This window comes from Limnovirga soli, assembly GCF_013106755.1.
Lineage (GTDB): Bacteria > Bacteroidota > Bacteroidia > Chitinophagales > Chitinophagaceae > Limnovirga > Limnovirga soli.
Genome location: NZ_WHPF01000012.1, coordinates 45753 through 72401, shown reverse-complemented (window position 1 = coordinate 72401; position 26649 = coordinate 45753). Strand labels below are relative to the sequence as shown.

General features: G+C 39.7%; 23 protein-coding genes. 14 read left to right on the top strand and 9 right to left on the bottom strand.

Annotated elements, in window-relative coordinates; genetic code table 11:
* The first annotated feature begins 65 nt into the window (after positions 1-65).
* From GD597_RS16395 to GD597_RS16345, 11 genes are all read left to right on the top strand, one after another.
* The gene (locus GD597_RS16395) at positions 66-2183 is read left to right on the top strand and encodes a penicillin-binding protein (protein WP_171608980.1); all 2118 of its coding nucleotides are present in this window, start codon (positions 66-68) and stop codon (positions 2181-2183) included.
* 30 nt (positions 2184-2213) lie between these two features.
* A complete protein-coding gene (locus tag GD597_RS16390) occupies positions 2214-3677 on the top strand; it encodes a UDP-N-acetylmuramoyl-L-alanyl-D-glutamate--2,6-diaminopimelate ligase (protein ID WP_171608979.1) in 1464 nt (487 codons plus the stop codon).
* A 44-nt stretch (positions 3678-3721) separates the two neighbouring features.
* Entirely contained in the window at positions 3722-5029 is a 1308-nt protein-coding gene (mraY, locus tag GD597_RS16385; RefSeq protein WP_171608978.1) for a phospho-N-acetylmuramoyl-pentapeptide-transferase, read from the top strand.
* 162 nt (positions 5030-5191) lie between these two features.
* Positions 5192-6568 carry a UDP-N-acetylmuramoyl-L-alanine--D-glutamate ligase gene (murD, locus tag GD597_RS16380; RefSeq protein WP_171608977.1) on the top strand — a complete coding sequence of 459 codons (1377 nt, stop codon included), beginning with the start codon at positions 5192-5194 and terminating at the stop codon, positions 6566-6568.
* 51 nt (positions 6569-6619) lie between these two features.
* Positions 6620-7906 carry an FtsW/RodA/SpoVE family cell cycle protein gene (locus GD597_RS16375; RefSeq protein WP_171608976.1) on the top strand — a complete coding sequence of 429 codons (1287 nt, stop codon included), beginning with the start codon at positions 6620-6622 and terminating at the stop codon, positions 7904-7906.
* Positions 7907-8013: 107 nt separating this feature from the next.
* Positions 8014-9129, top strand: a complete 1116-nt coding sequence (gene murG / locus GD597_RS16370; protein WP_235954332.1) for an undecaprenyldiphospho-muramoylpentapeptide beta-N-acetylglucosaminyltransferase — start codon at positions 8014-8016, stop codon at positions 9127-9129.
* 6 nt (positions 9130-9135) lie between these two features.
* Positions 9136-10503: a UDP-N-acetylmuramate--L-alanine ligase gene (gene murC / locus GD597_RS16365; RefSeq protein ID WP_171608975.1), complete on the top strand. Its 1368-nt coding sequence runs from the start codon at positions 9136-9138 to the stop codon at positions 10501-10503.
* Between the two features lie 5 nt (positions 10504-10508).
* Positions 10509-11513, top strand: coding sequence for a cell division protein FtsQ/DivIB (locus tag GD597_RS16360; protein WP_171608974.1), 1005 nt, complete (start codon positions 10509-10511; stop codon positions 11511-11513).
* A gap of 258 nt (positions 11514-11771) precedes the next feature.
* The gene (gene ftsA / locus GD597_RS16355; RefSeq protein WP_171608973.1) at positions 11772-13193 is read left to right on the top strand and encodes a cell division protein FtsA; all 1422 of its coding nucleotides are present in this window, start codon (positions 11772-11774) and stop codon (positions 13191-13193) included.
* Between the two features lie 104 nt (positions 13194-13297).
* A complete protein-coding gene (ftsZ, locus tag GD597_RS16350; protein ID WP_171608972.1) occupies positions 13298-15265 on the top strand; it encodes a cell division protein FtsZ in 1968 nt (655 codons plus the stop codon).
* Between the two features lie 228 nt (positions 15266-15493).
* Positions 15494-16429 carry a TIGR01777 family oxidoreductase gene (locus GD597_RS16345; RefSeq protein WP_171608971.1) on the top strand — a complete coding sequence of 312 codons (936 nt, stop codon included), beginning with the start codon at positions 15494-15496 and terminating at the stop codon, positions 16427-16429.
* A gap of 92 nt (positions 16430-16521) precedes the next feature.
* Here GD597_RS16345 and GD597_RS16340 read toward each other — a convergent pair whose 3' ends face one another.
* Positions 16522-17325, bottom strand: coding sequence for an ABC transporter permease (locus GD597_RS16340; RefSeq protein WP_171608970.1), 804 nt, complete (start codon positions 17323-17325; stop codon positions 16522-16524).
* 4 nt (positions 17326-17329) lie between these two features.
* Positions 17330-18220 carry an ABC transporter ATP-binding protein gene (locus GD597_RS16335; protein ID WP_171608969.1) on the bottom strand — a complete coding sequence of 297 codons (891 nt, stop codon included), beginning with the start codon at positions 18218-18220 and terminating at the stop codon, positions 17330-17332.
* A gap of 283 nt (positions 18221-18503) precedes the next feature.
* Between GD597_RS16335 and ruvC the strand changes: the two genes are divergently transcribed.
* Positions 18504-19073, top strand: coding sequence for a crossover junction endodeoxyribonuclease RuvC (gene ruvC / locus GD597_RS16330; protein ID WP_171608968.1), 570 nt, complete (start codon positions 18504-18506; stop codon positions 19071-19073).
* Between the two features lie 28 nt (positions 19074-19101).
* Here the strand turns inward: ruvC and GD597_RS16325 are convergent, their stop codons facing one another.
* The 7 genes from GD597_RS16325 to GD597_RS16295 all read right to left on the bottom strand — a co-directional run bounded on the left by GD597_RS16325 (position 19102) and on the right by GD597_RS16295 (position 25097).
* Complete coding sequence (locus GD597_RS16325) at positions 19102-19491, bottom strand: HIT family protein (RefSeq protein WP_171608967.1); 390 nt, start codon at positions 19489-19491, stop codon at positions 19102-19104.
* Between the two features lie 303 nt (positions 19492-19794).
* Positions 19795-20268 carry a transcription elongation factor GreA gene (gene greA / locus GD597_RS16320; protein WP_171608966.1) on the bottom strand — a complete coding sequence of 158 codons (474 nt, stop codon included), beginning with the start codon at positions 20266-20268 and terminating at the stop codon, positions 19795-19797.
* Positions 20269-20398: 130 nt separating this feature from the next.
* Positions 20399-21325 carry an NAD(P)-dependent oxidoreductase gene (locus tag GD597_RS16315; RefSeq protein ID WP_171608965.1) on the bottom strand — a complete coding sequence of 309 codons (927 nt, stop codon included), beginning with the start codon at positions 21323-21325 and terminating at the stop codon, positions 20399-20401.
* A 41-nt stretch (positions 21326-21366) separates the two neighbouring features.
* On the bottom strand, positions 21367-22134 hold the full coding sequence (gene rsmA, locus GD597_RS16310; protein WP_171608964.1) for a 16S rRNA (adenine(1518)-N(6)/adenine(1519)-N(6))-dimethyltransferase RsmA: 768 nt from the start codon (positions 22132-22134) through the stop codon (positions 21367-21369).
* 511 nt (positions 22135-22645) lie between these two features.
* Positions 22646-23521 (bottom strand): DNA adenine methylase, encoded by an 876-nt coding sequence (locus GD597_RS16305; protein ID WP_216368610.1) that lies wholly within the window; start codon positions 23519-23521, stop codon positions 22646-22648.
* Positions 23518-24402, bottom strand: a complete 885-nt coding sequence (locus GD597_RS16300) for a NotI family restriction endonuclease (RefSeq protein WP_171608963.1) — start codon at positions 24400-24402, stop codon at positions 23518-23520. Before GD597_RS16300 ends, GD597_RS16305 begins: the two co-directional genes overlap by 4 nt.
* Before the next feature lie 347 nt (positions 24403-24749).
* On the bottom strand, positions 24750-25097 hold the full coding sequence (locus GD597_RS16295; protein ID WP_171608962.1) for a helix-turn-helix domain-containing protein: 348 nt from the start codon (positions 25095-25097) through the stop codon (positions 24750-24752).
* Positions 25098-25277: 180 nt separating this feature from the next.
* Here GD597_RS16295 and GD597_RS16290 point away from each other — a divergent pair, with 180 nt between their 5' ends.
* Positions 25278-25424 carry a hypothetical protein gene (locus GD597_RS16290; protein ID WP_171608961.1) on the top strand — a complete coding sequence of 49 codons (147 nt, stop codon included), beginning with the start codon at positions 25278-25280 and terminating at the stop codon, positions 25422-25424.
* 109 nt (positions 25425-25533) lie between these two features.
* Complete coding sequence (locus GD597_RS16285) at positions 25534-26490, top strand: hypothetical protein (RefSeq protein WP_171608960.1); 957 nt, start codon at positions 25534-25536, stop codon at positions 26488-26490.
* The last annotated feature ends 159 nt before the right edge of the window (positions 26491-26649 follow it).

The window sequence follows — 26649 nt, the reverse complement described above, 5'->3', positions numbered from 1 at the left end:
GAAGAACCATATAAATTAACCTGTGAACAGCACAACCGGGGTTGCTAACCTCTTTTTTTTAACAAATGGATGTAAAAAAAGACATAACATGGAGAGTAAATATGGCCTATCTGGCTGTAGTTCTGGTATGTCTTGTCATTTTTGGAAAGGCCGTATATATACAACAGATGCAGGGCACTATGTGGCGAAACCTGAGTGATAGCCTGCATCTGAAAATGATGGATGTAGAAGCCGATAGGGGTACCATATATAGTGCGGATGGGCAAATGCTTAGCACCAGTGTTCCCCAATACGATATATACATAGATTTTGGCGCAGATGGATTAAGAGAACATGACGGAGAATTATTTAAAGCCAATCTTGATACACTAAGTCTTTGCTTAGCCAATTTATTTAAAGACAAAACCAAAGGTGGATACAAAGCGATTTTAAATAAAGGATACAAAGAAAAAGACAGGTATTCATTATTAAAACGCAAAGTAAGTTTCAGCGATTATCAGGAATTGAAAAAATTTCCATTGGTAAGGCTCGGAAAAAACAAAAGTGGATTCATTGCTATTAATACAAACGTAAGGTTAAACCCATATCAATTGCTTGCATTTAGAACCATAGGATTAGAAAGGGAAAATGCCAAAAAAATTGGTCTGGAGCAAGCGTACGATAGCCTTCTAAGGGGTAAAGAAGGTAAACGTCTGGTAAGGTTTATTGCAGGCGGTGTTGCTGTACCCGTTGATGATGATTATGAAGTTGAGCCTGAAAATGGTGAAGACATTGTGAGCACTATTGACACACGCATTCAGGAAATTTCTGAAAATGCCTTGCTTGATATGATGCAGCAGTCGCAATCTAAATATGGCACCTGCATTGTGATGGAAACAGCTACTGGCCAAATCAAAGCCATTGCCAACCTTGGCCAGCAAGCAAATGGTTCTTATTGGGAGGATTACAATTACGCATTAAGAGCCACCGAACCAGGTTCTACTATCAAACTGGCAACCTTACTTTCCGTATTAAGCGAAGGCAGAACCAGCATAAATGATTTGGTGGAAGTAGGTAGTACAGGCAATGCATTCGTAGGAGTAAGAAATGTTAATGATGCTGAAAGAGCACCAAAACCAATTATGACAGTTAAAGAATGTTTTGCGCATAGTTCTAATGTAGGTTTTAGTAAAATAGCCTATAACACTTTTGCAGGACAGCCTTCTAAATATATACAGTACCTGCATCAATATAGAATGGATACCGTAAGTGGCATTGATTTAAAAGGAGAAGACAAACCAAAACTGGCCAAAGTAAGTAAAAGCCATGAAGGGCTTAGCGAACTGGAAACAATGAGTTTTGGCTACTCTTTACAGGTTACACCAATGCAAACCCTAACGCTTTATAATGCCATTGCCAATAACGGAAAAATGGTAAAACCATACCTGATCAGTGCGGTACAACAGGATGGAAAGCTGGTAAAGCAATTTAATCCGGTAGTATTAACTGACAACTTTTGTACCCCTTCTGTTATTAAAGCCGCTCAGGAATGTATGAGTGCCGTAGTAACTGAAGGAACAGCAAAAGGCATTTTTATAAATACACCCTATAAAGTAGCCGGAAAAACGGGTACTGCACATGTTGCTGATGGAAAATATGGGTACTCGGATGGAATCTACCTGGCATCTTTTGTAGGCTATTTTCCTGCCGATAAACCAAGGTATACCTGTATTGTAGTGATAAGAACAAATCCATATGCCGCGCTGCATTATGGTGGCCAGTTGGCTGCACCGGTATTTAAAAAAATCGCCGATAGGTTATATACCATGTTTGTACAATCAGACGACATGCAGTATACCACCACTACAATAAATGACAGTATTCCTTATCTGTATACAGGTAAAAAATCCGACATACAGCAAATCATGGAAATAGTGAAGATGCCTTATAAAGATTCTTCTTTAGAAAAAACAGATATGGCTTATATGCGTAAAGAAAATGCAAAGCCTGTTATGAATGGGGTAACTATTGATAAAAAAACAATGCCACAATTAAATGGCATGACACTAAAAGATGCAGTGTATTTGTGCGAGAACATAGGCATGAAAATAAACGTAAAGGGCAAAGGAAAAGTAATATCACAGTCGTACTTGCCAGGGCAACCAATTATAAAAGGCTTAACGGTAAACATAGAACTTAATTAAAAAATATAGACAAGTAACATTAATTCCTGAATGAAGACTTTACAGCAAATATTATATAAGGTACGTCTGCTATCGGTGCATGGAAATACTAACATGCAGGTAAATGATATACAGATTGATTCCAGAAAAGTTGCTGCCGGCACTGTTTTCATCGCAATACCTGGCGTTAAAGTAGATGGTCACAACTTTATAAATAAAGCTATAGAACTGGGTGCTGTAGCAATTATATGTGAAATTATTCCCACTGAAAAAAATGATCAAATCACCTATGTACAGGTATCAAATGCGCATGAAGCAGCTGCACACATGGCACATAATTTTTATGATGAACCTTCCGGCAAATTAAAGCTGGTAGGTGTTACAGGTACCAATGGCAAAACTACTATTGCCACACTGCTATTTAAACTTTTTTCATCGCTGGGATATACCTGCGGATTAATAAGTACGGTGCAAAATCAAATTGCCAATACTATTATACCAAGCACGCACACCACACCAGATGCAATAAGCCTTAACAAATTATTGCACAAGATGGCTGAAGAAGGCTGCACCCATGTATTCATGGAATGCAGTAGCCATGCCATTCACCAGCACCGGATAACCGGTTTACAATTTGCAGGTGCCTTATTTAGTAATATCACACACGATCATCTGGATTATCATAAAACCTTTGATGAGTATATAAGGGTAAAAAAAGCATTTTTTGACGGGCTAGGCAGTACGGCCTTTGCCATATCAAATCTGGATGATAAACGTGGCCCGGTAATGCTACAAAACACGCTTGCAAAAAAATATTTCTATAGCCTAAAACAGCTTGCTGAATTTAAGGGGAAAATTCTCGAGAATGCACTAACCGGTCTGGTAATGATGATTAACGATAAAGAAGTGCATTTCAGGTTAATTGGAGAGTTTAATGCATACAATCTGCTCGCTGTTTATGGCGCAGCCATATGCCTGGGCGAAAACAGTGAAGAAATACTACGTACCCTAAGTATGTTAACTAGTGCCGAAGGCCGTTTTGATTATATCATCAGCAATAATGGCATTATTGGTATAGTAGATTATGCGCACACACCAGATGCATTGGAAAATGTGTTGCTAACAATAAAAAAATTACGGAAAGGATACGAACAGGTAATTACCATAGTAGGCTGTGGTGGTGAAAGAGATAAAACCAAGAGACCCATCATGGCGCAAATAGCCTGCGAACTAAGCGACAAAGCCATTTTCACAAGCGATAATCCACGCAGCGAAGATCCAGAGGAAATCCTGAAAGATATGATGGCTGGATTAAACAGTGCCGCACGCAGAAAAACATTATCAATTGTAAACAGAGGCGAAGCAATAAAAGCAGCCGTAAGCTTTGCCAACAAAGAAGATATCATTTTATTAGCTGGAAAAGGCCATGAAAAATATCAGATTCTAAATGGCATACAGGAAAATTTTGATGACAAAGCAGTACTAAAAGAAATGTTTGAATTATTAGGAAAATAAAATCAGGCAGCAAAAAAAACTGCACATATTCATAACAAAACACTATGTTATACTATTTATTTACATGGCTCGATGAAAAGTACCACCTCGCAGGTGCCGGACTATTCCAGTTCATTACTTTTCGTGCAGCAATGGCAATCGTATTGTCTTTGTTCATAGCTACCGTGTATGGTAAAAGACTCATTAATTTTTTACGGCACAAACAAATCGGCGAGTCTGTACGAGACCTTGGTCTTGCCGGCCAAAATGAAAAGAAAGGTACACCTACCATGGGTGGTGTGATTATTCTTATGGCCATTATTATTCCAACTTTATTATTTGCCGATTTGGATAAAGTATACGTACGTCTGATGTTGCTATGTACTGTATGGCTTGGTATTATTGGTTTTCTGGATGACACACTTAAACTTAAAGCAAGAAAAAAAGCCAAAGAAAAAGGAGAAAAATACCAGAAAAAGGATAGCGATGGCCTGGCAGGTCTATCAAAAATAATTGGACAGGTAGGCTTGGGTATCATTATTGGCGCCACGCTCTACTTCAATAATAGTGTAACTGTAGAAAGAGAGATTGTAGGTCAAAATCTCACCATGGAAAAAGGCGAGAAAATTGCTATAGATACAAATATTATTATAAGAAAAATTGATGGTGTAGATCGACGCTTTGTTAAAGTAAAAACACCTATTACCACCATTCCATTTGTAAAAAATCACGAATTCAATTATAGCAAACTTATCAGCTGGATGGGCGAAGGTGCAGAACAATACACATGGATCATTTATATCCTGATTGTAACATTTATTGTAACGGCAGTTTCCAATGGCGCAAATCTTACGGATGGCTTAGATGGTTTGGCAGCTGGTGTTAGTGCCATCATAGGCGCGGGTATAGGTGTTTTTGTGTATGTAAGTGGTAACTACAAATTTGCTGATTACCTCAATGTAATGTATATCCCCAATCTGGGTGAGCTATCTATTTTCATGGGTGCATTTGTAGGTGCATGTATAGGCTTTTTATGGTACAACACCTACCCTGCGCAGGTTTTCATGGGCGATACCGGAAGCCTGGCACTGGGTGGCATCATCGCATCATTGGCCATTATTGTACGCAAAGAATTATTGATACCTATTTTTTGCGGGGTATTTCTGGTGGAGTTATTAAGCGTAATGATACAGGTTTCCTATTTTAAATACACCAAGCGCAAATACGGAGAGGGGCGGCGGGTATTTTTAATGAGTCCGCTACATCATCATTATCAAAAGAAAGGTTTTCACGAAAATAAAATAGTATTAAGGTTCTGGATCATCACCATATTCTGTGTTATGTTTTCCATACTTACTTTAAAAATGAGGTAGTAGTTAACCAGCAGCAGAATAAACATCAGGCATCCGTTGTGTCACTCACTTGTACGTTTGGTAAGTGCCGCAGCTAAAGCCGATAAATGATATACAGCACAAGAGTGCGACGCAAGGGAAGATCACCAGAGATTTAATTGCCGGGAACATAAAAAAGCAAACATGAATAGCGTTCAACAAAATAGCGAAACAAATACAAACAAGCATTACCTGGTAGTACTGGGTGCTGCTGAAAGTGGTATTGGCGCAGCTATTTTAGCAAAGCGTAAAGGCTATACCGTTTTTGTAAGCGATGGCAGCACCATAAAACCACATTACAAAAAAGAGCTGATTGATAACAACATAGAATTTGAAGAAGGCACTCATACCGAAGCAAAAATTCTGGCAGCAAACGAAGTGGTAAAAAGCCCTGGCATTCCTGAAAAAAATGCGATGGTAAAAAAAATAAGAGAAAAAGGTATTGGCATTATTAGCGAAATAGAACTGGCTTACCGGTTTAAAGGCGATAGTAAAATAATTGCTATTACAGGCAGTAACGGCAAAAGTACCTGTACCTCTCTTATCTATCATATTTGCAAAACCGCAGGGCTGGATTGCGCTTTGGTAGGCAATATTGGCTACTCGTTTGCCAAACAAATTGCTGAGGAACCAAAAGAAATTTATGTAGCTGAGATAAGCTCTTTTCAGTTAGATGATATTCAACATTTCAGGGCAGATATTGGCATACTATTAAACATAACAGAAGACCATTTAGACAGGTACGATTATAAGTTTGAGAATTATATCAACAGCAAGTTCAATTTAATTAGGAATAAACAATCAACGGATTATTTTATTTATTGTAAAGATGATGAAGTAACCATGCAGTATTTAAGTAACCACATTTTACCAACTAACTCAATGCCATTTTCAATGAACCAAGAACTACAAAACGGAGCCTGGATTATAGGTGACCAAATGATGATTAAAGCACTGGACGAAAAATTTGAGATGAGTATCTACGATTTTGCATTAAAGGGTAAACACAATCAATACAACACCATGGCAGCCGGCATTGCATCAGTTATACTGAACATCAGAAAAGAAAAAATCCGTGAAGCAGTAACCACCTTCAAAAACCTGGAACACAGGATGGAGCATGTGGCAGATGTGCGTGGTATTGAGTTTATAAACGATAGTAAAGCTACCAATGTTAACAGCACCTGGTATGCATTGGAAAGCCTGGAAAAACCTACCATTCTTATTTTAGGCGGTGTTGATAAAGGCAACGATTATACCATTCTGGAAGAACTGGTTAAAACAAAAGTAAAAGCCATTGTTTGCCTGGGTATTGATAACACAAAAATACATGCAGCATTCGGTGCAATGGTACCAGTAATTATTGATACCGATAGTGCAGCACTTGCCGTAGAAGAAAGCTTTAAACTAGCTGCCAAAGGCGATGCGGTTTTATTAAGCCCTGCCTGCGCCAGTTTCGATTTATTTAAAAACTACGAAGATCGTGGCACACAATTTAAAGAAGCTGTAAAGGCTTTATGAACAGCAAGTGAGCAATAAATATTGCTGCTATACCAATTAATAAAAACAATAATGAACGAAACAGCCGACAAATTATTTGCACAAATCCCTTCTGTAGAAGTTGCAGGTGGCCATATACTAAAGGGCACCCGTGGCGACCGCTACATATGGGGTATTGTGGTATTGCTGGCGCTTATTTCATTATTGGTAGTATATAGTGCAACTGGTTCTCTGGCTTATAAAATGTATCAGGGCAATAACGAGGTATATCTCTTCAGGCAATTATCATTTATCGTATTGGGTTTTGTGGTTATCTATTTTCTGCATCGCATTAACTATACTTTGTATTCGCGTATTTCTTTAATACTGTATCTTATTTCAGTACCATTATTAATCTACACTTTATTCTTTGGTGCAGAAATTAATGATGGTAGCCGCTGGATAAAATTACCTGTTATTAACATGACCATCCAAACCAGCGACTTTGCGCGGCTGGCACTGTTCATGTATCTGTCAAGACAATTAAGCCGCAAACAGGAAGTGATAAAAGATTTCAAAAAAGCCTTTATTCCATTAATCGTTCCGGTATTTATTACCTGCGGACTTATTATGCCGGCGAACTTGTCTAATGCATTGCTTACCGGTGCCACAAGTATATTATTATTATTTATTGGTCGAGTTAGTGTAAAACATATTTTGTTGGTTATTGCCATTGCATTAATACCTATCCTACTAATAATAGGTGTGGCAGTATCAACACATAATGCCAATACTGAAAACAAAGCTGCAAATAACAGCCTGGCGCAAAGCATGCAAAGTGTTGGTCGCTTTGGCACTTGGGTCAGCAGGGTACAATCATTCATGTATGCCGAAGAACAGGAAATTCCTTATCAGGTGCAGCAATCAAATATTGCTATCGCAAATGGTGGAATATTATTTGGCCTTGGACCAGGCAATAGCAGACAAAGAAATTTTTTACCGCAGGCCTATAATGATTTTATATATGCCATTATCATAGAAGAATATGGGTTACTGGGTGGTGCATTTGTTATGTTTATTTACCTCATTTTTTTGTTTAGGTGCATTAGGGTTTTCAGGCGTTGTCCATATGCATTTGGTGCATTTCTCGCATTGGGTTTAAGTTTCACGCTGGTAATTCAAGCAGTGGCAAACATGGCGGTAAATGTAAATATAGTACCGGTAACAGGTGTAACGCTACCATTAATAAGCATGGGCGGCAGTTCATTCCTATTTACATGTGCATCAATAGGCATCGTACTAAGTGTTGCCCGTAATCTGGAGCAAATGGAGGGCAGGCAAATGGCTGCAGCTGCAAAAGCAAATGAGCAGGTGGTGTAACAGGCAATGGTGCTGCTATTAAACATCGTTGTGTCACTCACTTGTACAACAGATATTTTAAGCAGCAAAAAAGAAACTAAGTAAAAAGGGGATTTAAAAAGGATATTATGGGTATTGAAACAATGTCGCAAACAGGTAAACGTATCATCATAGCTGGTGGAGGCACAGGTGGGCATATATTCCCTGCCATTGCTATCGCCAATGCTATAAAAGAGCAATCACCGGATATGCAGATATTGTTTGTAGGGGCCAAAGGCAAAATGGAAATGGAGAAAATACCTCAGGCTGGCTATGATATTAAAGGCCTGGACATAGCAGGTTTCGACAGAAGTTCTTTGATTAAAAATATTTCGCTGCCATTTAAAATTTTAAAAAGTTTTGGCCAGGTAAAAACTATTTTTAAATCCTTCATGCCAAACGCGGTAATCGGTGTAGGTGGTTATTCCAGTTTCCCTGTGTTAAAATATGCACAACGTCTTGGCATACCTACTTTCATCCACGAGAGTAATTCATTTGCAGGCAAAAGCAATATGCTCATTGGCAAAAACGCCACAAGAGTATTTGTTGCCACCGAAGGAATGGAAAGATTTTTTCCGGCAGAAAAAATTATGGTCACCGGCAATCCGGTAAGAAAATCAATCGTATCATCAACCATTAGCAAAGCAGAAGCGCTTGCCTATTTTGGATTAGATACAACCTGCAAAACCATCCTGGCTGTTGGCGGAAGCCTGGGTGCAAGAAGTATTAACGAGGTTATGGCCAAACATGTACACGAACTGGAATCACTGCATCTGCAGCTAATATGGCAAACTGGCAAAACAACTGCAGCCATTTATGTTGAAAGAGGCAAATCCTACAAAAACGTATGGGTAAGCGATTTTATAACAGATATGGATAAAGCATTTGCCGCTGCAGATGTGGTTATATCAAGATCTGGCGCTATGTCGGTAGCTGAACTTTGTGTAACAAAAAAACCGGTTGTATTTGTACCATATCCATTGGCGGCAGAAGATCATCAAACAGTAAATGCCAAATACCTGGTTGATAAAAATGCAGCACTAATGGTGAAGGATGAGGATGCACAATCAAAACTATTTGGCACTATTACCATGCTGGCAACAAATGTTCCCATGCAGGAGAAACTTATTCAAAACATCAGCAGGTATGCAGTTACCAATGCAGATGAAATAATTGCAAAAGAAGTGTTGCAAAGCATACAATAAAAACAGATGAGTGTAATACAAAACATACAAAAGGTTTATTTCATAGGAATAGGTGGCATTGGCATGAGTGCGCTTGCCCGGTATTTTCATTCGCTGGGAAAACTGGTTAGCGGGTACGATAAAACATCTACTGTGCTTACCAAAAGCCTTGAAGCAGCTGGTATTGCTATTCACTACGAAGAAAACATTGAGCTGATTCCAAAAGATGCAGACGTGGTGGTGTATACACCAGCCATTCCGGCAGCGCAGGCAGAATTGGTATACTACCGTCAGCATCAGTATCAGGTGGTAAAACGTAGCGATGTATTACAATGGATTACAGAAAGTTCTTTTAATGTATGCATTGGCGGTACACATGGTAAAACAACCATTACCACCATGACAGCACATCTGCTTCGTGATACCGGTTATGGGTGTAATGCTTTTTTGGGTGGCATTTCGGCAAATTATAATACCAATTTCTGGAGCAGTGAAAAAAATGTATGTGTAGTAGAAGCAGATGAGTATGACCGTTCCTTTTTAAAACTGGTACCCGATGTAGCCATTGTAACAGCCATGGATGCAGATCATCTGGACATATATGGCACTGCAGCAGAAGTGGAAAATGCTTTTGTACAATTTGCAAACCGTGTTAAACCCGGGGGTTGCCTAATAAGTAAATATGGCTTAAGCCGTGCTGCAGACCTGCATGCATCTGTACAATATACTTACAGCTTAACCGATACAAGGGCTGATGTGTATGCAGCAGATATTAAAGTAGAAAATGGCGCATACCGTTTTGATGTAATACATAAAGAATGGGCATTGCAGGATGTAGTATTACAAATGGGCGGACTGCACAATATAGAAAATAGTATTGCTGCCATTACCGTGGCAAAATACCTGGGTATTGAAGATGATAAAATAAAAATTGCCGTAGCCAATTTTAAAGGTGTAAAAAGAAGGTTCGAATATATGCTAAGGGATGGTGTACATACGCTGATAGATGATTATGCCCACCACCCCGAAGAGTTGAAAGCATTGATTAGCGGGGTACGCAGTTTGTTCCCTGCTGAAAAATGCACTATAGTTTTTCAACCACATTTATATAGCAGAACAAAAGACCTGGCAGCAGAATTTGCCCAAAGTTTAGACATGGCAGATGAAGTGATTCTACTACCCATTTATCCGGCAAGGGAATTACCAATGGAAGGCGTAACCAGTGAATTGATTTTAGGCAAAATGCAACTTGCCAGCAAAATGGTACTAAGTAAAGAAGAGATGGTACAACAAATAAAGGAAAAACAACCAGGCTTATTGGTAATGTGCGGAGCTGGTGATATAGATACCTTATTGCAACCGGTTAAAGCAGTATTGCAAAATGGCAATGCATAAACTATATGTGGAAAAAGATTGTACGCATAACACTGTGGAGTTTATTGGCCGTTGCAACCTGCACACTGCTGGTAGCGGCCATTCAAAAAAAAGACAGTGCTGCATGTACAGCAACAGAAATTGAAATTAATGGAGCACACGAACATGTTTTTGTAAACAGAAATGATGTTGAGCATATACTAAAAAACTTTGGCGCTATTAAAGGGGCCATCACGTCAAAAATAGATTTACGCAACATAGAAAAGCAGCTGTCTAAAAATGCGTGGATAAGAAAAGCTGATTTGTTCTTTGATAATAACCAGGTATTGCATACAGTAATTGAAGAGAGAGAACCTCTTGCCAGAATTTTTACGGTTCTGGGCACCTCTTTCTACATTGATACTGCCTGTGCACGTTTGCCGCTAAGCGAAGCATTATCTGCCCGGGTGCCTATGTTTACATCGTTCCCGTCGGATAATAAAAGGTTAAGTGTGCCAGATAGCCTTTTACTGATAGATGTAAAAAATATAGCATTAAAAATACAGGCCGATAGTTTTCTTAGCGCTCAAATAGCACAAATTGATATTACACCACAGGGTAACTATGAACTTAGTCCTGTACTAGGTAATCAACTGATACGTATTGGCGATGCACAGGACCTGGATACAAAATTTGCTAAGCTAAAAGCTTTCTATCAACAGGTATGGAGCAAAACAGGTTTTGAAAAATATGCCATCATTGATGTGCAATATCAAAACCAGGTGGTAGCCACCAAAAAAGGCGCACCAGTTACCATTGCTGATACAGCTTCGGCTAAAATGCAAATGGCTGCCATGGAAAAACGACTGGAGCAATTGCAAAAAGATACGCTGTATGCTGCACCTGTTATAAAATCATTGGCGGTAAAAACAGATACAGCAAAGCATTTGGCCAATAATAAAAAGCCGATTGCCAAACCAGTTACTATAAAAAAACAAGTAAAACCGGCGGCAGTAAAAAAGCAGCCAAAGGCATTACTAAAAAAACAATAAATATTTGGTAGCCGGCAGAAGTACAAGCAATAAGCTTTACCTGCCACGCTCGGTTCAGGGTTCGGAACAATGTGGAGCAAGTGAGTAAGTTAAAGTGAAGAAGCAAGGGATTTTATCAAAAGCTGCCACAAAGGCAAACGCACAAGAGTGCGACGCAAGTAAAGCTGCATGATGAGCAATAGCAGGGCTCATATAAATGCAAAACAACATGGAGACAACTAAAATTTTTATAAACAACAAACAACTAAAAACATATCTATGACCCAGAGCACTAATGTTACAGTAACACATCCCAAGGGTGAAACTGAACAGCCGATTATTGTTGGGCTCGACATTGGAACAACAAAAATTGCTGCTATTGCCGGCAGAAAGAATGAGTACGGGAAACTGGAAATTCTGGGCTTTGGCAGGGCTAACAGCAATGGTGTTCAACACGGACAGGTGTTGAATATTGACCAAACCATTAAAGCTATTCAACAGGCATTAGACAATTGCATTAACAGCAATCCCGATCTTGAAATAAACGAAGTATATGTAGGTGTAGCAGGCCATCATATTAAAAGCCTGCAAACACGTGGCGATATGGTAAGGCAGGATCCGGAAATTGAAATTAAACATTCAGAAATTGAACAGCTAATTGAAAATCAACGCAAAACATTTATACCGGCAGGCGACCAGATTATTGATGTTATTCCGCAGGATTTTCATGTGGACAATCTGAATGACATTAAAGATCCCGTTGGCTATAATGGTGTAAAAGTGGGTGCCAATTTTCATATTATCACCGGCGATAAAAATGCCATACGCAATATTAACCGCGCAGTAGAACGCAGTGGTTTAAAAACCAAAGACCTGGTATTGCAACCATTGGCATCTTCCAGCGCTGTAATGAGCGAGATTGATATGGAAGCAGGTGTAGCTATTCTTGATATTGGAGGTGGCACCAGCGATCTTGCAGTTTTCTATGAAGGCACTTTAAGACATACAGCAGTAATTCCATTTGGTGGCGAGAATATTACCAGCGATATACGTATGGGCCTTGGCGTTCTTAAAACACAGGCAGAAGCCATGAAAGTACAGTTTGGCAGTGCTTTATCTAACGAGGCAAAAGCCAATGCCTATATTACCATACCGGGCTTAAAAGGCATGCCTGCAAAAGAAATAAGCGTAAGAAACCTGGCCAATATTATACAAGCCAGAATGGGCGAAATACTTGATTTTGTTACTTATCATCTAAAACAAATTGGCATGGATCATCGCCAGCTGAATGGTGGTATTATACTAACGGGTGGAGGTGCACAATTAACACATCTAATTCAGTTAACAGAATATACAACCGGGTTAAATGCAAGAATAGGTTTTCCAACAGAACACCTGGCAGCCAACCATATTGACGAGTTGAGAAAACCCATGTATTCTACCTGTATTGGTTTAATATTAAAAGGGTACAGCGATTATGAAAATAAACGCAAGGATTTTGACCAGAATTTTCTGAATGTAAAAGTACCTGAAGTATTAAAAAAACATGATACCGGTACTACACAAAATGAAGAAGCTCATGCCAATAACACCACCACTGTTGATACCAAAAAACGCAAAGGATTAAACAGTGTTTGGGATAAATTCAAAGAAAGTATGATAGACCTTTTTAAAGAAGAAGGTGATACAGAAATTAAATAATTAAAACAGAAATACACTTATATACAGGTGCTTACACTTACTTAAACATCGGTATATAGCATTGAGAATTATTACTACTAACCATTACATTAAATTTAGTTATTATGATACATTTTGATCTGCCCAAACAAAAATCATCTATCATCAAGGTTCTTGGTGTGGGTGGCGGTGGAAGCAACGCAGTAAATTTTATGTTCGAACAGGATATTGAGGGCGTTGACTTCGTCATATGTAATACAGATGCCAAAGCAATTGAACAAAGTAAAGTACATAACAAAATACAGCTGGGCCCCCATTTAACACAAGGGCTGGGCGCTGGCGCCAACCCAGAGGTAGGCAAACAGGCCACCGAAGAATCACTGGATGAAATACGCCGCATACTGGAAGTAAATACCAAAATGGCATTTATTACAGCAGGTATGGGCGGTGGTACCGGTACAGGTGGCGCACCCATTATTGCCAAAATATGCCGCGACCTGGGTATTCTTACGGTAGGTATTGTAACTACCCCTTTTAGCTTTGAAGGCCCACGCCGTTTAAAGCAGGCAGAAGAAGGCATCAGGCAGTTACAACCTTATGTAGATACCTTGCTGGTTATCAGCAACGATAAATTGCGCATGCAATATGGTAATCTTAAAATGACTGAAGCCTTTGGCAAGGCTGATAATGTATTGGCTACCGCTGCCAAATGTATTACCGATATCATCAATAGCCGTGGTACCATCATTGTAGACTTTGCCGATGTATGCACCGTAATGAAAAATGGTGGTGTAGCTATTCTGGGTAATGCAACTGCTGAAGGAGAAGACAGGGCACAAAAAGCCATTGAAGAATCATTGAATTCTCCATTGCTGAACGACAGTGATATCCGCGGAGCGAAATGGATATTGGTAAACATCAATAGTGCAGAAGGTGAACATGAATGTACGATGGATGAATTTGAAATCATTAATAACCACCTGCGTTTGCAAAGTGGCGAACATGCTGATTTAATTATTGGTACAGGCTACGATAATACACTGGGCAATAAAATTGGTATTACTGTTATTGCTACCGGCTTTGAATTCAAAGATCCTTTTGCTAAAAAAGAACCGGTGGTAATTAAGGAGCAACCAAAAACAGAAGAAAAAATAGTGATGACTTTGGGTATTGATGGTGAGGAAAAAAAGATGTACAACCAGCAACCACTTCCTTTTGTTGAAAAAGAAGAGACAGATCCTTATGCACCCACTATTATGGAGCAGGAAGAAGTGAGTGCTACACCCATGTTTACCTTTACTACACCTGCAACAACCACAGCTCCGGTACCAGAAGAAACGGTTGTACATTTTGAACTGGAAATGCCTGCAGCAATTCCTGTACAGGAAACAGCAATACCAGTTGCTACTCCGGTAAAAGAGGTACCCACTGAACCACAAATTACTTATACCGAAAGAGAGGAACCTGTTAACAAGCCAATGTTTATGGGAAGTAGTTTATTAAACAAGCCTAAAAACATTTATGCTTCAGAACCACAGCAATCATTCATGCAAACACCGGTGCCGGCGCCGCAGCAAATTCCAGCACCTGTGCAGCAAACTGTAATGCCTGCATACACGCAGCCTCCTGTGGTACAAAAAGCACCTGAGTCTTTGGTTGCACCTCAACCTGAAATGTTTATCAGAGAGGAGCCGGTACAGGAACCTGTTATGTTTGTAAAAGAAGAACCAACACCAGAAGATAATACGGCATTTACATTAGTGGTAAAAGAAGAGCAGGCACCAAAGCCTGTTGCTGATGCTTACCAGTCACCGGAAAATAATTCGTTTGACGAGGAGCAGGACCAGCGCAAACGTGCTACAGAACGCATTAATAAACTGCGCAACCTTTCTTTTAACATGAACTCTAAAGAGGCCAATAACGAGTACGATAATGTACCCGCCTATGTACGCAGAAATATGGAATTATTCGGCAATACGTTAACGTCGGCCGAACAGTTTTATAGCAAATACACTGTAAAAAAGAATGAGAATGATGATACCACCAATTTATCCTCGTTCAATTCATTCCTGGAAGGTAAAAAGCCAGATTAACACCAAATAAGTTTTAGTTGTTTTTAGTTGTTTCCCTCCTGTTCATCAGGAGGGATTTTTTTTGTCTTATGCTTATAATTTTTTGAGCCAGGCATGGGTACCTATTTGCAACTTTACTTGCGTCGCACTCTTGTACTGCACCCATTCTATTCAAATAAAACCCGGATATTAACAGCTGAAACAAAACATACGGTGTACATTGTTGTTATTTTGAAATAATATAACCATATGCAAACAGTTATCATTACAGGTGGCACAGGCTTAATAGGTACAGCTTTAACACCCATGTTGTTAAACAAAGGCTATAAGGTAATTATTCTTACCCGCGGCACTGCGCCTGCCAGCACTAATCCGCAGCTATCGTACGCCCAATGGAACGTTAATGCCGGCACAATTGATGCTAATGCGGTTGCCGGTGCAGATTATATTATTCACCTGGCGGGTGCCGGTGTGGCAGAAAAAAGATGGAGTGATGCCCGCAAAAAAGAAATTCTTAACAGCCGCACCCAAAGTGGTACTCTATTGGTAAAAGCATTAACCGAAATACCCAATCAGGTACAGGGGGTAATTAGTTCCTCTGCTATTGGTTGGTATGGTGCAGATGATGGAGCCATTTCCACCATTAAGCCCTTTACAGAAACAGAACCGGCTGCCACAGATTTTCTGGGTGATACCTGCCAGCAGTGGGAAGAAAGTATAGAACCCGTTACAAAATTAGGAAAGCGCCTGGCCATCATAAGAACTGGCATCGTTTTAAGCAATGCCGGTGGCGCTTTGGCAGAGTTTAAAAAGCCCTTGCAGTTTGGCACAGCCGCTATTCTGGGTGGCGGAACTCAGGTAATCAGCTGGATTCATATTGAAGATATTTGCCGCATGTACTTATATGCATTAGAAAACAATTTACAAGGCATATATAATGGCGTTGCGCCAGCACCGGTTAGCAATAAATTACTTACGCTTTGCCTTGCCAAAGCCATGCGGGGTAATTATTATATTCCACTGCATGTGCCTGCGTTTGCACTTAAACTAGTACTGGGCGAAATGAGTGTGGAAGTACTAAAAAGTGCTACAGTTAGTGCTACCAAAATAAAGCAGGCCGGTTTTCAATTTTTGTATCCTTCTATTGAAGCGGCGGTTACCAACCTTACTGCCAAAATAATATAGCATGCTTTTGCTGCCCATTTATCTGAACGCACAAGTGTGCGACGCAAGTAAAGCTGCATGTAGCTTAATTGCCGGGCCAATACATATTTGTTTTACAGATCGTCGGTTTCAAATTTTCTTTTGCTAATAAAGAACCAGGCAGCCAAATACATACATACCAGCAAAATTAAAGTGTATACACTAATCTCAATCCACGAAATTTGCTTTTGCAAACTTTCAAATACGGGCACGGGAATTAATTCATCGCTGCTTTGTATGGGGAGGTAACGGCCGGCACCATCAAAATAAAAATTTAGCATTTGCACCAGCACGTTTTCTAAGACAATGGTATATAAGAAAAACACGCCAATGGCAATACCACTGCGCTTTACCAATAAGCTGATAAATATGGCCAGCCAGCAATAATTTAATGCCTGTAAAAAGAAGTAAAACAAATATTGCATATCGCTAAAACTAATGGTACTGCTTTCTTCTACCAGTCCAAAATAAAGCGCCGTAAAAAAAACAAAAACGGTAGATAGCAGGGCAATAATAAAACCACAAACCAGTTTGGTTATTATAAATTGTGTGCGGGTTACACCATCAATTACATTTTGGCGGTGGGTTTTAAAAGTAAACTCATTCGTAACCAGAATAATCATAATTAAGCCGGCAATAAATAGCAGGTAACTACTAACATTGGTAGTCATTTGCCACACTTTGGGAAAAGCATAGGGAGGGCCACCTAAAAAAAGCTTAGCCATATCTCCTGCTTCTTTATTGGCATATACTTTACGCTGAAATACAAATACAATATAATTTATACCCCAAATGCTTAATAAGTATAAGGCAGATAAAACCCAGAAGGTTTTATAATTTTTTACTTTGAGCCATTCTATTTTTAACAGTTGCCGCATGATGTTATTTATTGGTAAGTTCAAGAAATTTGGTTTCCAGACTCTTCTTCTTTAATTGCAAATGGTTTAATACAATGCCATTATTAAAACAAAAAGTATTGATGCTTTCCAAATGGGCAGTGCCTTGTGCAAAAGATAGCTGTAAGTGGCTACCCAGTTGCTTTATAGCAGTGCATCCGGAATAACCTTGTAGTATTTGCGACAAAGCGTTAATATCTGCTGCACCAATTTGAACCAGGTCTTCGTTGGTGAGTACTTCATCTACTTTACCTGCAGTAATTAATACGCCGGTTTTAAGTATGGCAACATGGGTACAAACCTTTTCTACCTCATCCAGCATATGACTGGCCATGATAATGGTTTTACCTTCCGCAGCCAGACGGGTAATTAATTCGCGAATTTCGGCAATACCCACAGGGTCTAAGCCATTGGTAGGCTCGTCGAATATTAATACATCAGGGTTACCCAGTAATGCAGCGGCAATTGCCAGCCTTTGTTTCATACCCAAAGAGTAAGTACTGAATTTACTATCCTTGCGGTGAAGCAGGTTTACCTTACGCAATGCATCTTCAATACCATCGTGCCCCTTACCCTTTATTTCTGCTGCAATACGCAGGTTTCTTTCGCCGGATAAATAATGATAAAAATTGGGCGTTTCCAGTAAAGTGCCAATATGTTTGCGCATATTAACCGTTGAAGGCTGGCCCATTAATGTAAAGCTGCCGGCACTGGGTTTTAAAATATTTAGCACAATACCCAACATAGTAGTTTTACCGCTACCGTTAGGGCCCAAAATGCCAAATACACTGCCTTCAGGCACTGTAAAAGACACATTATTAAGTGCACAAATTTTACCGTAGTTTTTGGTAATACCATTAAGTGTTAATACATCCACTTGCAATAATTTTTTTGAAAGTATAACTTTATCATGCAGCAAACAGTTATAATTTCTTTAAGTGGCATAATAGTGTGTAAAGTGGAAATTATATTGAGCCCGGCGGGGGAACACTTATGCAGCTTTACTTGCGTCGCACACTGCAGGGTTCACCCTTTGTGGCATCTGGCATAAATGCAATGGCATAACTCTGTTGGTAAAGCCTAATTAAATAGCAATGACAATACTATAAATCAAAAACAGGGAAAATGATGTGTAAATTATCTTTCTTTGTACGCATACTATGGCAGCAATAAAAAACAGCACAGTTATTTTAGGAATAGATCCGGGTACAGTGATAATGGGTTATGCTATTATTGAAGTAAAGGGTAACGATATCAGCATTTTAACAATGGATGTATTAAAACTGGGTGCCATAAAAGATATTTACGAAAGGCTGGAAATGATACATACCAAAGTGCATAGCCTGATTGTACAATATAAACCCCAAACCTTTGCCATTGAAGCACCCTTCTTTGGCAAAAACGTACAAAGTATGCTTAAGCTGGGCCGTGCACAAGGTGTAGCTATAGCTGCTGCCATGCAAAGCAAAGTGCTGGTGACTGAGTATTCACCCAAAAAAGTAAAACAATCCATTACCGGTAACGGCAATGCGGCCAAAGAGCAGGTGTGGCATATGTTAGAACGTGTATTAAACATACAGGAAGCCCCAAAATACTTTGATGCTACGGATGCACTTGCCGTGGCATTATGCCATCATTATCAAACTTCATCGGCACTTAAAGGTGTTAGCAAGGGCTTTAAAGGCTGGGATGATTTTCTATCTAAAAACCCGGAGAGGGTTAAAAAATAAACCACACTCCCACCCTTACTGGTTTATGCTATAAAGCTGCCAGTATTTTCTCCTGCACTTCTTTTAACTCAGCCGCACTTAGTGTTAATTTTTTACGGGTAAAATTAAGATCATCGGCAGAATTGATGGGTACCAGGTGCATATGTGCATGTGGCACTTCTAAGCCTATTACCTCTATACCACAGCGGTTGCAGGGAAATGCTTTTTCAATGGCTTTGGCAATGGGTTTTGCAAATACCAGCCATTCAGACAAATAAGTATCGGGCACATCAAAAAAATGATCGGTTTCTATTTTGGGTATTACCAGCACATGGCCTTTTGCCATGGGAAATATATCGAGAAAGGCAAAAAAACGTTCGTTTTCTGCAATAGTATATGAGGGTATTTCGCCGGCAATTATTTTGGAAAAAATAGTCATGTTGTGCAATTATGTTAAGGCGTAAAATTAGGTTTTTGTAGCAGTATAAACAGGCAAATTATTGGCACCATATGGCCTTTTGCCCAACCCAATTACAGCAGCTGAAGGGCAGGCGGATAGAAGTGGATACCCCGCTGAAGGCCTGTGCGTTTGGGATGTGGCGGAGTAGTAACGGATAGCCGCTACCACAGTACAGTATTTTTATTGGATGAATGCCCCAAATTAATTTGTATTAGCCTTTATTACATATTACCAACAAAAAACCACCCCAAACAGAGGTGGTTTTATACCATACAGCATCATTTAAATACCGATATTTTCTACTTTAAATTTAATAATACCAGTGGGCGCCTGCACTTCTGCAATATCGCCAATTACCTTGCCCAGCAAGCCTTTGCCAATGGGCGAGCCTACAGAAATTTTACCCGCTTTTAGATCAGCTTCTTTTTCGCCAACCAGTTGGTAGGTCATGGTTTTTTTAGTAGCCATATTGGTAATGGTTACTTTGGTCATTACAGATACTTTGCTTAAATCAATATCATTGGGGTCTACCACACGGGCACTGGCCACCTGTGTTTCCAGTAATTTCATTTTAGCTTCCAGTATTCCCTGTGCTTCTTTAGCGGCATCGTATTCTGCATTTTCTTTTAAATCACCTTTTTCCCTTGCTTCTGCAATAGCCCTTGATGCGGCTGGTCTTTCTACTGCTTTCATGTGCTGCAGTTCTTCCTTCATTCTTTCAAAAGCTTCTTTTGAAACATACATTACATCACTCATAGTCTTATTTGTTTAACTACATACAAAAAAATAACAACGCTTCAGACCTGCTGAAGCGTTGCTGGTGTAAAAGTAGTAAAATTATTTGTACTATGAAAAAATGATAAAGCCATCCTTTTTTTGCGCCTTACTAAATACTAAGCTTATCTAAAACAATTTTGGCCATTTTAAAATAAGCTTCGTGGCTATAACCGGCAATATGGGGCGTTACAATTACATTAGATTGCTGGCAAAGCCATTGTAACTGCTCCTTTTGTATTGCGGTATGGGTATCTAATTTTTCGTTTTCCAGCACATCTATACCTGCGGCGGCAATTTTTTGGTTTTGCAAGGCCCTCATCAATGCGGCGGTATCGGTTACTTTTCCGCGGCAGGCAGTTAAAAAATAGGGCTGCTGTTCCATGGCATTAAAAAAATCATCATTGGCAAAATGCAGGGTTTCGGCGGTTAAGGGAATGTGCATACTAACCACATCGGCATATTTAAAAATATGTTCGGGGGCCGCTTCGCGTATAAAATGATTGGCAAAACCAGCTTTATATTTATCGTAAGCCAATACAGTAACATTAAAGGGTTCTAATAGCCTGGCAAAAGCAGCACCGGTATTGCCATAGCCTATAATGCCAACGGTTTTGCCGCTTAATTCGGTGCCTCGGTTGGCATCGCGTATCCATTGGCCCTGCTGTAACTGGGTAAAGCTGCTGCTAATGTTGTTCATCAGGTTTAGCAGTAAGCCCAGGTTATGTTCGGCTACGGCATTGCGGTTGCCTTCGGGGCTGCTAACACAGGTAATGCCTTTGCTTTCTGCATAGGGTACATCAATTAGTTCCATACCACTGCCCAGCCGCCCAATCCATTGCAAGTGGGCAGCCGCATCAATAATTGGTTTATCTATTTGTAAGCGGGTGGTTATAATAAGTCCGGTGGCATTGGCAATGGCGGCCGGCAATTCATTATAGGTAATAGCAGGTAAATAATTAACGGTATACCCGCTACTTTGTAAACGCTCTGCCAAATAAGGATGCACTTTAGCCGTAATTAACACTGTTTTATCCATAGTTCTACTCAAAAAATTAATCAATTCATCTTTATTACTATCTACCTCATGCGAAAGGTAAGTGCGGCAAAATCTTCTACCGATAATTGTTCGGCTCTTTTGCTAAACAAGGCTTCTTCCAATACCGTTTCATCAAAAAGGCTTTTAACGGCATTGCGCAACATTTTACGGCGTTGGTTAAAGGCCGCTTTTACCAGCACATATAAATCGCGTTCGCTGCGTATGGCTGGTTTATTTTCCAAAGCGGTAAAACGTATTACACCACTCATTACCTTGGGTGGCGGATTAAAGCTTTCGGGCGGTACATCAAACAAATATTCTACCGCAAAAAATGCCTGTACCAGTACACTTAAAATACCATATACTTTCGAGCCTTTTTTACTTACAATACGCTCGGCCACTTCTTTTTGAAACATGCCAATCATTACCGGTACCTGTGCTTTCCAATCAAGCACTTTAAATACAATTTGGGTAGAAATATTGTAAGGGAAATTACCCACCACCAAAAAGCTATCGGTAAATGGGGGTGCTATTTCTAAAAAATCCTGGTGAATAATTTTGCCTTGTATGGCAGGATAGGTATGCTGCAGGTAGTTTACTTTTTCAGTATCCAGTTCTACTGCTTTAAAATTAATACCCGGCAGTGGTAACAGGTATTTGGTAAGTGCACCCGCACCGGGGCCAACTTCCAGCCATTGGGTTATGCCGGTGGCCGACTGACTTTGTTGCAGGGCAGCCACAATTTGCTTACAAATATGCTCGTCTTTTAAAAAGTGCTGACCCAGCGATTTTTTTAATGTGTATTGCATGAGCCGTAAAGATAATTATTTGTTACGGCAGTTAGGGAAACTGGCACTAATACAGCCATTATGTACCCGGCAGCAGATGCTGTATGAGGCAGCCGTTGCGTCGCACTCTTGTACGTTCGGAATTTTGTGGAGCTTTTATCGAAGCGAAGATGAATGCGAAGGTGGTTGGAGACAACTACAACAACGGCGAAGGGTACAGTGAACCAACCAATTCGAGACCCTAACTAATCTGATACCCGAAATCAAACGCCCCTCCCGCAAGGAAAAAGCCCTGCAACAACAACTCACTACCCTGCATTAACAATACTAAGACCTTTAAAGAGAAAGGGATTTATTGAAGGAGATTGTGATGAAGTAAGGAGTTTTTAAGGAAGGGGGGGGGAAAGCGTTTTCGAGGACAATTTCATGTTGATTATTTGGCAACTTATTGAAGGGCGAGACAAACAAAAAGTTAACACACGGCTTTCGTCCGCTCCTTTTGGCAAATCTATTGTTAACAGAAGCTACTATCTTACCACCATGAGAAGTTGTCTGAAATAATAATTTCATTTTTTTCAAAATGAAGCGTTGTCTTCATTGGTATAGTCCTGAATTGTAAATTGTACTTGTTTGCAAGCTGTCGTATTTCTGGGGTGTCATCATATGTCAGCATGAACTTTCCTTTTAGTTGAGAAGTAAGTTCAAATAATCTTTCATGGTCAATTTCAAAATATGTGTATAGGCGTTTGCCAGCAATTGTGTATGGCGGGTCAATAAAAAAGTAAGAACTTTCGCTATTTACATTTTCTTCTAACACTTCAAAAGCATCACCTGAAATAAATGTTATCTTGTCTTTAACGTAGTTTATTGCAAGTATTCTGTCACGCAGTGTTTTTGGATACCAACGGGAAGTAATTCCTTTACCATTCTCCCCGTTTTTAATCATTCCAGAACCTTTTGCAAGAATACCTCCATGAAAAACCCTATTTTTTAATATTGTACAAAATGCAATGTCCTGTAGTTTTTTGTTTGGGTTTTCTAATTCAGATTTTACGTTTGCATGTGTCAAGTCGTAAGAATAAATTTTGTCTGCAAGCCATTTATTTTTACCGTTTAAAATAACTTGCCAAACCGCAGCAATTTCTTCGTCCATTTCTACCATCGTAATGTGTTCAGCCATTTTTTCAAATGCTGCTGTCAAACTAACAATAGCACCACCTGCAAATGGTTCTATTAATTCCTTCGCAATTTTACTTTCTTGTTTTAACCATTGTCTAACAGTCGGGATTAGCCATGTCTTGCCTCCTGGATAACGAAAAGGGCTGCGTTGAGGAACAGATGCAACATTAATGATGGATTGAGTTGGGTTTTGTTCGCCAATATCGAACATAGTCAATTGATTTTTCATTCTACAACTATGTTTTCAAGGTTATCAATATCTGATGATCCTGCTCGTTTAGCGTCAAGTTTCTTCTGTAACATTTCAGTGAATTGACTAATAGAACCTGCTTCAAATTTGGCTATCTGTTCTAATGCACTTGCGAAATTGGTATACACCACTCTTTGAAGTTTGAGAGATAATACTTTTGTTTTATTATCAGGCACAAGGTCATAGAGGAAAAATGCAAAATCAGAATCAGCTTTATCAAACTCCGGAAGAGAAGGCAACGTGTTATAAAAACTTGTTTGTAAGGCAACAACCTGTTTTTTATTCCATTGCTTCAAGATTGAACCTTTCGCAATTATTTGTGGGATAAGTCTTTTTCTTGACGATGATAGGTAATCAGGTTTTGGATATTTGAAGGCCTGCATCCAGTTAAACTTGGGTGTTGGGCTTTCTAGATATGCAGTGAACGGCCCTGTTAAGTTACCTGAAATGTAAACAGCTTGAACTTCCAGTGAACCAAAGTTTAAAACACGGCCTTTATCGTCATAAGAAACTAAAACATAGTCAATATTGCCTGCGGATTTACCATGCTTGTCTTTAAGTCTTACTTCCCCAACATGAGTCCATGTCGCCTTGCTGTCAAAAATAAAATTAGCTGCATCACTTATGATAGTCCAATCTTCTCTAAACCTTATTGGGCATATGATTACCTGTTTGTCTTTATGATTTAGACTACAAACACCTAATGGAAACTCAATACTGTTTTTTGTGCAGTTTGAGACGATGTTATTATATGGACAAAGCTTATTGTCCCGATAACGTTTTGCTCTATCACTTTCATTGTTAATAGGAAAACCGAAAACTTCACCTAAAGGTTGTAAATCTTTTTTGTCCAAACTCATTTATCAAAAATAGTAAATATTGCCCGTCTTTAGGACTGTCAGTGAAGGAATGTTGATAGTAAGTATGGGGCTCATGCAATTCACAGTAACTCAAAATCAAACGAACTAAATAGCCATACCAAAAAAAGTCTGGTGGAGATAATCACTTCTTATATAGTACGTTTTTCAAATAGATGGTGCATGTCTCTACCATGCCTATCTGCTAGTTTTTCCTACTTATAAAAGCCCAATAAAGTACCCAACCGCACAAGAGTGCGACGCAAGGATGCTGCATAACATTGCTATTGCCCGGGCCAAAAATGTTTTATTTCAATTAATTAATTGGCGCAGGGCTACCCGCCGGCTGGCTATGGTTGCTTTTGCTGCTGCAGGTTTTCCATTAACTTTTTTACTTCGGCTACGGGTATCTGTTGTAATGCCTGTATGGTATCGGGCAGGGGTTGTACGCGTATTACCTGCAGGGGATGTTGCGGCGTGTCTTTGGCCTTATTATCGGGCTGCCATACAAATAATTCGTTGGGGCTGCAATTGAATAACTCGCACAATATTTCTATATGCTGCACTACCAGCCGGTCTTTTTTACCTCTTAAATATTCCCTTGCTACTTTATCGCTAATACCAGCTTTTATTAAATGCCTGTGCGGGTGGCGTATGCCGCGCAATTTGGCCAGGGCTGCAATATTTATATGAATCATAGGGTGTGTTTATTGTTTAGGGAAACAATTACCCGATTAAAGTAAAAAATTTTTTGAACATGAACAAGCTGCCGTACTATTTTTTTGGGGCGGGATATGTTTCATTTTGGAGCTCAAAAATGCCAAAAAAACATCTAAACGGACAGGTTCGCCATCTGGACGGACACTATTGCCTAATGGATGGACACTATTACCCTATGGATGAACACTATTGCCTTATGGACAAACACTATTGCCCTATGGACGGACACTATTGCCCTATGGACGGACACTATTGTCATGTGGACAGACACTATTGCCATGTGGACGGGAAATTTACACATCTAATTGATAAACAATGCATTAAATACGGTTTTTTTTGAAAAAAAGGAGGCGTTTTTTTGGTGTTTTTCTGCAATATTTTTTAACTTAAACCCTCACCTAACATCTTAAAATTATGAACGCAATTCAGGAAGACAAATTAGGCATGTTTATTAAATGCAAACTGTACCTGCAAAACAATGCTGCCACCCTTGCCATTAACCCCGCCATTGCGGTACTGGCTACCAGCCTTGATACTACCATAAATGCCATTGTAGATGCAGACAGTACCGCCACCCGTGACCTTACAGGTTATACACAAAACAAAGCCGAAGTACGTACCCAGTTAGAAACTGTTATTCTTACCGTTGCTGCCGCCTGCCGGGGCTATTACACCACTAATGCCAATACGGCTAAAAAGCAATTGGTTAGCCTTGTTAAAACTGACCTGTATAATAGCCGGGATGCGGATGTATTGGTTATTAGCGACAGGATATTGGATGTGGCTACCCCCTTAAGCGCCCAACTGGCACCCTGGGGTGTTAATGCCGCTACCATTACCAGTTTAAACAGTTTAACCAACAGTTTTAAAGACTGGGTACAAAAACCAAGAACTGAGCAAATAAACAGTCAGGTAGCCGGTGAACAGGTAGGTACTTTATTTGGTAATGCAGATGTAGTACTTGGCAATGCGGATGACCAAATGGCCATTTACCAATATACCAACGAACCCTTGTATAGTGGTTGGGTATTAAGCCGTGCCATAGATAATAGCGGTGGCGGCAGCGATTCTGCAGGTTTTGATGTTAGCAATTATACCGTGCCTGCCAATGGGTTGATTAATTTTGTTAGCGGCAGCTTAACCAGTGGCAAGCAATTATACCTGCGGGTTATTGGTGGTAATGGTATTATTGTGTGCAGTACCGATGATGCCGGTACTGCCTGCACCAGCGGCAATGGCTTTACCGCACAACCACAAATTACTTACAAGAAAACCTTGACAGAAATGGGTTTAGATACCACAAAAACCAACCTGCAATTTACCAATACAGGTACTGTTGATGTGGTGGTTAGGGCAGGCTTTGCCATATAGGGCGGGGCTTGTTTGCTTTATTAAAAAAGGATAATACAGTGGTGGTATTATCCTTTTTTTTGTGGTATAGTTACACCCAAATTTTGCAATAGAAATATGTTGAACCAGGCGGCAGGTTTCAATGGCATCTTAGCTTGCGTCGCACACTTGTACTACAGC

Excerpts from the sequence above, each read along its gene's own strand:
- GD597_RS16395 (WP_171608980.1), top strand. The coding sequence starts at position 66 with ATGGATGTAAAAAAAGACATAACATGGAGAGTAAATATGGCCTATCTG.
- GD597_RS16390 (WP_171608979.1), top strand. The coding sequence starts at position 2,214 with ATGAAGACTTTACAGCAAATATTATATAAGGTACGTCTGCTATCGGTG.
- mraY (WP_171608978.1), top strand. The coding sequence starts at position 3,722 with ATGTTATACTATTTATTTACATGGCTCGATGAAAAGTACCACCTCGCA.
- murD (WP_171608977.1), top strand. The coding sequence starts at position 5,192 with ATGAATAGCGTTCAACAAAATAGCGAAACAAATACAAACAAGCATTAC.
- GD597_RS16375 (WP_171608976.1), top strand. The coding sequence starts at position 6,620 with ATGAACGAAACAGCCGACAAATTATTTGCACAAATCCCTTCTGTAGAA.
- murG (WP_235954332.1), top strand. The coding sequence starts at position 8,014 with ATGGGTATTGAAACAATGTCGCAAACAGGTAAACGTATCATCATAGCT.
- murC (WP_171608975.1), top strand. The coding sequence starts at position 9,136 with ATGAGTGTAATACAAAACATACAAAAGGTTTATTTCATAGGAATAGGT.
- GD597_RS16360 (WP_171608974.1), top strand. The coding sequence starts at position 10,509 with ATGTGGAAAAAGATTGTACGCATAACACTGTGGAGTTTATTGGCCGTT.
- ftsA (WP_171608973.1), top strand. The coding sequence starts at position 11,772 with ATGACCCAGAGCACTAATGTTACAGTAACACATCCCAAGGGTGAAACT.
- ftsZ (WP_171608972.1), top strand. The coding sequence starts at position 13,298 with ATGATACATTTTGATCTGCCCAAACAAAAATCATCTATCATCAAGGTT.
- GD597_RS16345 (WP_171608971.1), top strand. The coding sequence starts at position 15,494 with ATGCAAACAGTTATCATTACAGGTGGCACAGGCTTAATAGGTACAGCT.
- GD597_RS16340 (WP_171608970.1), bottom strand. The coding sequence starts at position 17,325 with ATGCGGCAACTGTTAAAAATAGAATGGCTCAAAGTAAAAAATTATAAA.
- ruvC (WP_171608968.1), top strand. The coding sequence starts at position 18,504 with ATGGCAGCAATAAAAAACAGCACAGTTATTTTAGGAATAGATCCGGGT.
- GD597_RS16325 (WP_171608967.1), bottom strand. The coding sequence starts at position 19,491 with ATGACTATTTTTTCCAAAATAATTGCCGGCGAAATACCCTCATATACT.
- greA (WP_171608966.1), bottom strand. The coding sequence starts at position 20,268 with ATGAGTGATGTAATGTATGTTTCAAAAGAAGCTTTTGAAAGAATGAAG.
- GD597_RS16315 (WP_171608965.1), bottom strand. The coding sequence starts at position 21,325 with ATGGATAAAACAGTGTTAATTACGGCTAAAGTGCATCCTTATTTGGCA.
- rsmA (WP_171608964.1), bottom strand. The coding sequence starts at position 22,134 with ATGCAATACACATTAAAAAAATCGCTGGGTCAGCACTTTTTAAAAGAC.
- GD597_RS16305 (WP_216368610.1), bottom strand. The coding sequence starts at position 23,521 with ATGAAAAATCAATTGACTATGTTCGATATTGGCGAACAAAACCCAACT.
- GD597_RS16300 (WP_171608963.1), bottom strand. The coding sequence starts at position 24,402 with ATGAGTTTGGACAAAAAAGATTTACAACCTTTAGGTGAAGTTTTCGGT.
- GD597_RS16295 (WP_171608962.1), bottom strand. The coding sequence starts at position 25,097 with ATGATTCATATAAATATTGCAGCCCTGGCCAAATTGCGCGGCATACGC.
- GD597_RS16290 (WP_171608961.1), top strand. The coding sequence starts at position 25,278 with ATGGACACTATTACCCTATGGATGAACACTATTGCCTTATGGACAAAC.
- GD597_RS16285 (WP_171608960.1), top strand. The coding sequence starts at position 25,534 with ATGAACGCAATTCAGGAAGACAAATTAGGCATGTTTATTAAATGCAAA.